Annotated in this window: 13 protein-coding genes; 8 read left to right on the plus strand and 5 right to left on the minus strand. The window is 70.5% G+C overall.

Translation table 11 applies throughout. The annotated features are described in order from the left end of the window. Positions 1–30 precede the first annotated feature (30 nt). On the minus strand, positions 31–1,122 hold the full coding sequence (locus tag ACFT9I_RS32795) for a magnesium and cobalt transport protein CorA (RefSeq protein WP_382570349.1): 1,092 nt from the start codon (positions 1,120–1,122) through the stop codon (positions 31–33). A 120-nt stretch (positions 1,123–1,242) separates the two neighbouring features. Further along, positions 1,243–2,193: a cation diffusion facilitator family transporter gene (locus ACFT9I_RS32800; RefSeq protein WP_382570352.1), complete on the minus strand. Its 951-nt coding sequence runs from the start codon at positions 2,191–2,193 to the stop codon at positions 1,243–1,245. A 293-nt stretch (positions 2,194–2,486) separates the two neighbouring features. Between ACFT9I_RS32800 and ACFT9I_RS32805 the strand changes: the two genes are divergently transcribed. From ACFT9I_RS32805 to ligD, 7 genes are all read left to right on the plus strand, one after another. Continuing rightward, entirely contained in the window at positions 2,487–3,278 is a 792-nt protein-coding gene (locus ACFT9I_RS32805) for a VOC family protein (protein WP_382570354.1), read from the plus strand. 124 nt (positions 3,279–3,402) lie between these two features. After that, positions 3,403–3,672: a hypothetical protein gene (locus ACFT9I_RS32810; protein ID WP_382570356.1), complete on the plus strand. Its 270-nt coding sequence runs from the start codon at positions 3,403–3,405 to the stop codon at positions 3,670–3,672. 35 nt (positions 3,673–3,707) lie between these two features. Continuing rightward, positions 3,708–4,115: a hypothetical protein gene (locus tag ACFT9I_RS32815; RefSeq protein ID WP_382570359.1), complete on the plus strand. Its 408-nt coding sequence runs from the start codon at positions 3,708–3,710 to the stop codon at positions 4,113–4,115. A gap of 333 nt (positions 4,116–4,448) precedes the next feature. Beyond that, positions 4,449–4,946 (plus strand): ATP-binding protein, encoded by a 498-nt coding sequence (locus ACFT9I_RS32820; RefSeq protein ID WP_382570361.1) that lies wholly within the window; start codon positions 4,449–4,451, stop codon positions 4,944–4,946. 200 nt (positions 4,947–5,146) lie between these two features. Next, the gene (locus ACFT9I_RS32825; protein ID WP_382570363.1) at positions 5,147–5,329 is read left to right on the plus strand and encodes a hypothetical protein; all 183 of its coding nucleotides are present in this window, start codon (positions 5,147–5,149) and stop codon (positions 5,327–5,329) included. Positions 5,330–5,455: 126 nt separating this feature from the next. After that, a complete protein-coding gene (locus ACFT9I_RS32830) occupies positions 5,456–5,746 on the plus strand; it encodes a WhiB family transcriptional regulator (protein ID WP_382570383.1) in 291 nt (96 codons plus the stop codon). Positions 5,747–5,779: 33 nt separating this feature from the next. Continuing rightward, a complete protein-coding gene (gene ligD / locus ACFT9I_RS32835; RefSeq protein WP_382570365.1) occupies positions 5,780–6,715 on the plus strand; it encodes a non-homologous end-joining DNA ligase in 936 nt (311 codons plus the stop codon). A 52-nt stretch (positions 6,716–6,767) separates the two neighbouring features. Here the strand turns inward: ligD and ACFT9I_RS32840 are convergent, their stop codons facing one another. After that, positions 6,768–7,118: a tetratricopeptide repeat protein gene (locus ACFT9I_RS32840; RefSeq protein WP_382570367.1), complete on the minus strand. Its 351-nt coding sequence runs from the start codon at positions 7,116–7,118 to the stop codon at positions 6,768–6,770. A 156-nt stretch (positions 7,119–7,274) separates the two neighbouring features. Between ACFT9I_RS32840 and ACFT9I_RS32845 the strand changes: the two genes are divergently transcribed. Then, positions 7,275–8,240 carry a pirin family protein gene (locus tag ACFT9I_RS32845; RefSeq protein ID WP_382570370.1) on the plus strand — a complete coding sequence of 322 codons (966 nt, stop codon included), beginning with the start codon at positions 7,275–7,277 and terminating at the stop codon, positions 8,238–8,240. 373 nt (positions 8,241–8,613) lie between these two features. Here ACFT9I_RS32845 and ACFT9I_RS32850 read toward each other — a convergent pair whose 3' ends face one another. Then, complete coding sequence (locus ACFT9I_RS32850) at positions 8,614–8,904, minus strand: hypothetical protein (RefSeq protein ID WP_382570373.1); 291 nt, start codon at positions 8,902–8,904, stop codon at positions 8,614–8,616. Positions 8,905–8,964: 60 nt separating this feature from the next. Beyond that, positions 8,965–9,141, minus strand: a complete 177-nt coding sequence (locus ACFT9I_RS32855) for a DUF6192 family protein (protein WP_382570376.1) — start codon at positions 9,139–9,141, stop codon at positions 8,965–8,967. Positions 9,142–9,258: the final 117 nt, after the last annotated feature.

Genomic DNA, 9,258 nt, shown 5'->3' on the forward strand with positions numbered 1-9,258 from the left:
TGTCCTGCGCGGTGGGCGGCCGTTGCAGCCTTACAGCCAGCCGTTGCGGCGGAAGCTCCGGTGGAGGACGTAGCACGCCGTGGCCATGAGAGCGACGACGGTCGGATAGCCGTACGTCCACCCCAGGCCGGGCATGTGCTCGAAGTTCATCCCGTAGATGCCGCAGACCATGGTCGGCACGGCGACGATCGCGGCCCACGCGGTGATCTTGCGCATGTCCTCGTTCTGCGCGACGGTCACCTGCGCGAGATGGGCTTGGAGGATCGAGTCCAGCAGGTTGTCGAAGGCGGCTATCTGCTCGGTGAGCCGGGCCAGATGATCGGCGACGTCGCGGAAGTACGGCCGTACGTCGGCGGTGACACCCGGCAACGTCCGGTTGGCCAGCATGTCGAGCGGCCGGTCCAGCGGCGCCACGGCCCGCTTCAGCTCCAGCAGTTCCCGCTTGAGCTGGTAGATGCGCCCGGCGTCACCCCTGCCCGCGCGGCCCGCCGATTCGTTGAAGACTTCGGTCTCGACATGGTCGATGTCGTCCTGGACGGCGTCGGCGACGGCGAGGCAGTCGTCGACCACCTGGTCCGCGATCGCGTGCAGCACGGACGACGTCCCCATCGCCAGCCGCTCGGGCGCGGCCTCCAGCCGCTCCCTGAGGGGGCCGAGCGAACCATGCCTGCCGTGCCTGATCGTGATCACGAAGTCCGCGCCCGTGAAGACCATCAACTCGCCCGTGTCCACGACTTCGCTGGTGGCGGTCAGCGTCTCGTGATCGACGTAGCGGCAGGTCTTGAAGACCGCGAACAGCGCCCCGTCGTAACTCTCGACCTTCGGCCGCTGATGCGCGTGGACGGCGTCCTCGACGGCCAGCGGATGAAGCCCGAACAACTCGGCGAGCCCCTTGAACTCGGCTTCGTCCGGCTCGTGCAGACCGATCCAGACGAAGCCCCTGCCGGACTTCCGGACCCGCCGTACGGCTTCGTCGGCCGGCCAGTCGCCCGGCTGACGTATGCCGTCCTCGTAGACCACGCAATTCACCACCGCGCTGCCGAGCGGCGACCGGGCCGGGTGGCTGAGGTCGACAGTGCTGCGGTAGACGCGCCGCACCGCCCGGCGGAGGCGACGGATCATGGGCACGAGGGGCTCCGTTCGATGGATCGGCGGCCAGTCTGCCACCACCGACCGGGCGGCGTCCCCGGTCCCCGGTCGCTCGGGAACGCGGCCGACGCCGGCGTTCCCGTCGGCTGCCGCTCAGGTGCCGCCCTCCGGCGGGGCCTCCGTGATGTCGAGGAAGACATGGTCGGCCTCCGGCCATGTCTCGACCACCGAGCGCTTGATGCGTACGCAGATCAGCTCGATGTCCTCGCTGTCGAGACCCGGCACCAGATCGATCCGGGCCGCGATGAGCGCCGAGTCCATGCCGAGCCGCATCGTCAGGAGTTGGGCGACGTTGTCGATCTCGGGCTGGGCGTCCAGGAGCGAGGCGATCCTGCCACGCAGCTCGGGATCGACTGACTCGCCGACGAGTTGGACGCGCGCCTCGGCGCCGAGCCGGTACGCGACGTACACCAGCAGCAGACCGATACCGAAGGACGCGCCCGCCTCCCAGGCCACCTCGCCCGTGATCAGATGCAGCACCATGCCCGTCATGGCGAGCAGCACACCGAGCACGGCGGTCGAGTCCTCGGCGACGACGGTCCGCACGGCGGGGTCCTTGGCGCTGTCCTTCTGCTTGCGCAGCTGATGGAGGGCGCGGAGCAGGGAGCTGCCCTCGGCGACCAGTGCGACAGCGAGGACGGCCAGGCCGACCGCGTAGCCGCTCGGCTTCTCCCCGTCGTCCGCTACCAGGGCGTGATAGCCCTGGTAGAAGGAGAAACAGCCGCCCATGACGAAGATCCCGACCGCCGCGAGCAGGGACCAGAAGTAGCGCTCCTTGCCGTAGCCGAAGGGATGACGGCGGTCGGCGGGGCGCCGGCTGCGGCGCAGCGCGGTGAGCAGGAAGACCTCGTTGGTGCTGTCGGCCACGGAGTGTGCCGCCTCCGAGAGGAGCGCGGGTGATCCCGAGAGGAGACCGCCGATGGCCTTCGCGACGGCGATGACGATGTTCGCGGCGAGGGCCACGAGGATGGTGATCCGGGTCTTGGCGTCGGCGGCGTCGGCGGCGTCGGCCGTGTCGGTTGCGTCGGAGTCCTGCTGGTTCAAGTCGGCCCCCGTCGATGAGAGTGAATCGGAACCGGCGGTCACCTGTGGAGACGGTGACCGCCGGCGCTGCGGTATGTGGAATGCGGAAATGTGCTGTTCGGGCGAGCCGGACGGTGCGTACCGGCCGCTGCGCCGCGTGTACCCCGCCCGTCCCGGCCGAATCGGTGCCGCGGCCGGACGCCCCTTCCGCAGCCGGGCGACATGCGGGCCGCGTGCTCTGCTGGCACAGTCGTCAGGGAGCGGAGGGGAGCGCGGGGGCATCCACTGGCACGACCGGAGTGAGGCGAGCGGCCATGGCGGTGAGGCATCCTGTGTTCGGGGCCCCGTGCTGGGCGAGCCTGCTGGCCCGCGACCTCGCCGACACGCAGAACTTCTACGGCGCCGTACTCGGCTGGACCTTCCGCCCGGCCAGGCTCGGCGACCAGTTCGTCGTGGCCGAGACCGACGGCGTACCGGTCGCGAGTATCGGCGCGCTGGCCCCCACCCTCCAGGTGGCCGTGGCCTGGACGCCGTACTTCGTGGTGGGCGACGTGGACGCGACAGCCTCCCGCATCAGGGAGCGCAGTGCGACGGTCGCCGTGGGCCCTCTCGCCTTCGAGATGGGGCGGGCGGCACTCGCCGCCGACCGGGACGGTGCCGTCTTCGGGTTCTGGGAGGGCGAGCCGCTGCCCGACGCCACCGTCAAACTCGGCTCACCGCCCTTCCGGCTGGAACTGCGCACCTACGACGCCATCGCCGCGGCGATCTTCTACGGCGAGGTGCTGCACTGGGCCGACGACGGCCCCGGCGGCATCGACGTCAGCTACGAGGAGGACCACGTCGTGCTCCGTACGGGGCACGGTTCCGGGCACGTCGTGGCGCGGATAAGCAGCGGCGGCATCGAGGCGGCGGTGGACCCGCATCTGCGCCCACGCTGGCACGTGTCGTTCCCCGTGGACGGCGTGAAGGCGGTCAGAGCCGCCGTCGAGACCGCCGAGGAGCTGGGGGGCGTCGTGGTCGCGGCGGAGGAGACGGCGTACGAGGACGGGGAACAGGTCACGCTGCGGGACCCCGACGGCGGGCTTTTCACTCTGACGGACCGCTGACGGGCGGACCGCTGACGGGCGGGCCGCGGATAGACCGGTCGCGGACCAGGGCGCCGGGTCCGCCCGGTAGCCGGGCCGCGAGCGGGTATGCGGCGAGGACTCGGCGACGAAGGGAATCGATCACGTGAACCAGCGACATCCGGACGGCTCCGAGGGCAACGGCTCGGCCGTCCCGAGGGATCTGCCCGACCAGCACGCCCGGCCCGGAGACGATCCGCTGGACGTGGACATCGAGGGAATGGACTCGTCCGCCGATGACGACGCCGACGAGTCCGGCGACTCGGATGATGACCTCCCCGACTCCCCGGACGAGGCCGGCGCCGGCAGGCGCGGCAACCCCAACACGGGCGGGGTGCACCCCGAGCAGCCCGTCCCCGACGAACCGTCGGGCTGACCGGCCCGGCGCCCACTTCCCCAGTGGAGGACCTCATGGCGAAAAGCACCCAGAAGCCCACGCAGAACCCCACGGCGGCACACGGCGCCGACACGGAAGTGACGGTGGAACTCAGCGGCTGTGAGGCCCAGGACGCCCACGCCGTGTTCGGCGCGCTGCGCACCGCCTTCGCCTCCGACCGCGCGTCCGACGACAGACCGCAGGAAGTGGCGGGCGCCCGCCCGACGGTGTGGAGCTCCACCTTCGACGTGTCGGAGGTACGGGAGCAGGCCGGCCCGACCCGGCTGACCAGGCCGGTGACGGCGGACATCCAGGGCGGCTACTGGGCGGTCGCCAGGCTGCAGGAGGCGCTGACCGGGGCATTCGCCGTGGAGGTGCTGGGTACGGCCGCGGGTGACCAGGAGCAGGAGGCCCAGCTGCGGCTGGACACGCGTCGTCCCTGAGGCCCCCGGCGCCCTCGGCACCCCGGGCACCACCGCCGTAAACGTGGCTTCCGGGTGTACGGGGATCCGGCCGGTTTCCTTGCTGCCTCCGCCGGACCGGCCGATCCGTCGCGGACCCACTCCGACCTGCGTGTCCATTCCCGGAACGCCGTATCGCGAGGTGTCCGGGAACAGCCGTGAGTACGGGTGGGAAGCCGAGAAGTTGCGCATTCGGCTCCGTCGGGTCAGTCTTTTCAGTGACCCAGAAGTGGCAAATGCTCACGCTTCGTATTCGGGGGTCGTTGCAACAACGAGGTGAAGCACGTGGGCCTCTGTGTGTGAGGAGCCTCGACCATGACGATTCCACTCGGCCGTTACTACGTGGTGGAATTGAACGCCTCTCCGGAGCGCGTATCGCAGATACGGCGCATTGTCGCCGCACACCTTCGACACTGGAATCTCGACCCGCACGTCGACCCGGTCTGCTCGGGCATCGACGAACTGCTGACCAACGTCCACCGTCATGTCGGTGGGGACAGCAAGTGCATGGTCGAACTCCGCTGGACCGGCCGGTATCTCACGGCCGCCGTCTCGGACAACGGTCCCGAGCTGCCCCGACTGCCGTCGGCCGGCGGCGGGGGCCTCGCCCGCCTCGCCTCACTCAGCGACAGCTGGGGCACGTGTGGCACGGAGGAGGGCAAAGTCGTCTGGTTCACCAGGAGCGTCGAGGCGCCGCAGAACGTCCTGCGTCTGCCCGTTGTCCCGGTGGGCGGGACCGACGCCGCGGCGAAGGAGCCGGCTTCGGCCCTGACCCTGGTGCCGACGTTCGTGCCGTCGCTCGCATCGGCCTGACGGCGTTCAGGACGTAAGCCGCAGCGCGTAAGCCGTAGATCGTAAGTCGTAACGCGTGACTCGTGGCGGGCCGGTTCGCCCGGAGCCGTATCACCGGCCCGTCCCAGCCCGCCCCGGCTCGCGCTTTTCGGCCCGGAAGCGACGGGTACGCGCTCCGGTGAGATCCCGCGCCCCTGTGGCGCGGAGACAAGGAGTCAGAGATGGAATCCGACCGGGGCCCGACAGGCGCCCGCAGCCGATCGGCCGAACGCGACGGCCAGTTGCGTACATGCCTGCCGGCGCGCGTCACGACACGCGAACGCGAACGTGAGGCGAGAGACGGCGGCGCGGAACGCCAGGAGACGGTGGATCAGGACTGGAATGTGGTGCGGGGAGAGGACTGAATGACTGCGCGGCTGCACATCGAAGAGACAGGCCAGACAGGACAGACAGGCGGGACAGGCGGGACAGGCCGGCCAGGAACGACGGACGAGAGCCGGACGGGCTCCGGCGCGGACGCGTGGGAATGGCTGCGGCACGCGGCCTGCGTGGGTGCCGATCCCGAGCTCTTCTTCCCGGTGGGGGATTCCGATCCCGCCGCCGAGCAGGTGGAGCGCGCCAAGGCGGTGTGCCACAGCTGCCCGGTGGAGAGCCAGTGCCTCGAATGGGCGCTCAACACCGGCCGTACGTCCGGTGTTTGGGGCGGTACCGACGAGGAGGAGCGCCGCAAGCTCCGCCGCAACGGCCGACGCAGGGTGCCCGCGCCGCGCGGCAGGCAGGCATCGGGGCCGGGCGGCACGCGCCGTCCCCGTACCCACTAGGGCGAGTTGGCGGCCCGAGGAGGCGTGAGCGCGATGAGCGGAAACTCAGGTGCCGCGGAGGAGGGGAGCGTACGGGCGGGTCGCCGGACCGTACGGATCCATCGGCCGCGGAAGGTCCTCTTCCCGGGCTCCGGCCGGTGGCCGGAGCTGACGAAGGCGGATCTCGTCGAGCACTACCGCTCCGTCGCCCGCTACATGCTGCCCGAACTCAAGGGCAGACCACTGATGTTGGAGCGGCACCCGGACGGTCTCGACGGCCCGCGCTTCATGCAGAAGAACATTCCGGGGAACTACCCCGACTGGGCGCGGCGGGCCGAGATGGCGAAGAAGGGCGGGACCGTCACGCACCCCGTGTGCGACGACACCGCGACGCTCGTCCACCTCGCCGACCAGGCGAGCATCACCTTCCACCGCTGGCTGTCACAGGTGGACCGCCCGGACTTCCCGGACCGGCTGGTGTTCGACCTGGACCCGACGGAGGACGACTTCGAGCCCGTACGCGCTGCCGCGCTGCTGCTCCACGAACTGCTCGACGAGTTGAGCCTGCCCGCCGTGCCGATGACGACCGGCTCCAAGGGGCTGCACGTGATCGTCCGGCTGGACAGACGTACGGCATTCGACGAGGTACGGGCCTTCGCCATGGATGTGGCGCGCGTACTGGCGGCGCGTGACCCGGACAGGCTGACGACGGAACAGCGCACGGACGCCCGTGGCGGCCGGCTCTATCTGGACGTCCAGCGCAACGCGTACGCGCAGACGGCCGTCGCCCCCTTCTCCGTACGCCCGAGGGAAGGTGCTCCGGTCGCGACGCCGGTCAGCTGGGACCAGGTGAAGGACCCGGCGGTCACGGCGCGGCGCTGGACGGTGGGGGACGTGCTGGAGCAGGCGCGCACCCGCCCCTGGTCCGATGTTCCGACCAGGGGCAGGTCGCTCACCCCGGCACGGCGCCACCTGGACGCCCTGCTCTAGACGCCCTACTGCACACGTCTCGCCTCGGACGCCCAGCTTCGGACGCCCTGCCTCAGGCGTTCGCCGGGAACTCGCCCGCCAGCGCGGCCGCCATCCGCAGATGCGGCCCGGCGTCGGCGTCCCGTCCCTGCCGCTCCAGCGTGCGGCCCAGCATGAGGCGCGCGTACTGCTCGACGGGGTCACGCTCCAGTACGGCGAGCAGTTCCGTCTCGGCCTTCCGGAGCCGCGCGGAGTGGTAGTAGGCACGGGCGAGCAGCAGCCGCGGCCCGACCTGCTCCGGGACCTCGGCCACGAGCCCTTCGAGGATGCCGGCGGCCGTGATGTACTCCTGGGCGTCGAAGAACTGCTGAGCACGTGCCCAGCGCTCGGCGGCGGTTCCGAAGTCGTAGTAGGTGCTGTTCACTTGCCCCTCCCTTGGTCCCCGGAGATGTCCGGTGATGTCCGGTGATTGCTTGCACCACCCCACAACACACCGAGGTTGTTGAACATTCCACTACCACCCCGACCGTTATCGCGTGGATGCTGCTTCCGGGCGCCGGACGGGATTAGGTTGGGCGCCATGAGCAATCTTGATCGTCAGGCGACGCTCTCCGTCTGCGGCGGCCGTGGCTTCGTCGTCGCCGAGCCGGTGCGTGAACTCCTCAGCCCCCGTCACGTCAAGCTCGGCGAATCCACGGAAGTACGCCGGCTGCTGCCCAACCTCGGGCGCCGCATGGTCGGCGCGTGGGCCTTCGTGGATCACTACGGCCCCGACGACATCGCCGACGAGCCCGGCATGCAGGTGCCGCCCCATCCGCACATGGGCCTGCAGACGGTCAGCTGGCTCCACGACGGCGAGGTCCTGCACCGCGACAGCCTGGGCAGCCTCCAGACCGTACGTCCCCGAGAGCTGGGCCTGATGACCTCGGGCCGCGCGATCAGCCACTCCGAGGAGAGCCCCCGCCCACACGCCCGGCTGCTGCACGGCGCCCAGCTGTGGGTGGCGCTCCCCAACGCCCACCGCGACGTGGACCCGCACTTCCAGCACCACGCGGACCTCCCCGTGGTCACGGCCCCGGGCCTGACGGCCACCGTCATCCTGGGCACCCTGGACGGCACCACCTCGCCGGGCACGACGTACACCCCTCTGGTCGGCGCCGACCTCACCCTCACCCCGGGCACCGACGCGCGACTGCCCCTCGACCCGGACTTCGAGTACGCGGTGCTGGCGATGTCGGGCGAAGCGAGGGTCGACGGCGTCCCGGTCCCGGCGGGCTCGATGCTCTACCTCGGCTGCGGCCGCACGGAACTCCCGATCCGCACGGACTCCGCGGCGAGCCTGATGCTGTTGGGCGGCGAGCCGTTCGAGGAGGAGATCGTGATGTGGTGGAACTTCATCGGGCGTTCACACGAGGAAATCGAGGCGGCGCGCAAGGACTGGATGGAGGGTCCCCGCTTCGGCGAGGTGACGGGTTACGACGGCACGCGACTGCCGGCTCCGGAACTCCCACCGGTGGCCCTGAAGCCGCGAGGCCGGGTGCGCTGACCTGGCCTGATCGATCCTGCGACGGCCCGCCGCGTGGCCTTCGCTGCGCCGCCTCACCGGACCGGCGAGGCGGCGCGGCTGTGCCTGCTGGTGGGCGCTCTCTCGGAGTGGGCGGCCGTCGCAGGTGTTGGCACCTGTGACCAGGTCTGGTCAAACACTTGCTGACCCTTTGCTGACCTCGTCCCGACGGCCGCGGCATCCACCAGCCGAGACTGCGGCCCGCTCGGAAGCGGAGATCGCGTTCGTGGGCATCGGGCCCGGGGCCGGGCGACGGCTCAAGGAAGCCGGACCCGCCGGCGCCACCCGGATCCGCGCCAAGACGGCCCGCGCGGTCGAGCCGGCCACTGTCCTGGGCAAGGCCAGTCGATCGGGGTCAGTCGCCGATGAACCACAGATACAGGTGCAGCCCGCGCTCGACGACCTGGCACAACTCGCGGGCCTGAGCGACCCATTCGCCATCACACGCGGCCGGAAGCCGGTCGAGTTCCGCCAGCAGCAGCGGCATCTGCCGCTGGTTGAACACCGCGTCCCCGTAAGGCGTCAGGGCGAAGAGCATCGGGAAATCCGCCGGGTCCAGGTCCGCAAAGGCGGAGGTCCACTCCACACCGGCCTGAGCGTGAGCCTCGATGCCTCCGCTGTCACCGCGCACCGCCAGATGAATCACCCGCCGAGCCTATCGGCGGCCACCTCGATCAGCGAAGGAATATACGACCGTGACGTCTCCTCAGGCCCCGGCCCTGCCCCGGACACTGTCGAGTGATCCCTTCGCCGCAGGATCGGTCCTGTTGATCGCTGTGCGCCAGTTCTCGTCCAGCGTGCGGTCACGCGGGTCCGGGTCCGGGACCGCCCGGCCGGCGGCGATGAACGAGTGGCAGGCGGTGACCAGGTCGAGAAACTCCACCGTCCGGGGGCCCCCGCCGTGCGCCCGTGCGTCCCGGCAGGTGTGTTAGAATTTGTCGCCGGCCTTGCCACCCCGTTAAGCCCCCCCAGCAGGTTAGTGTAAGCCCATTTTTGCACC

Origin of the sequence: Streptomyces sp. NPDC057137 (genome assembly GCF_042670825.1) — a bacterium.
Lineage (GTDB): Bacteria > Actinomycetota > Actinomycetes > Streptomycetales > Streptomycetaceae > Streptomyces.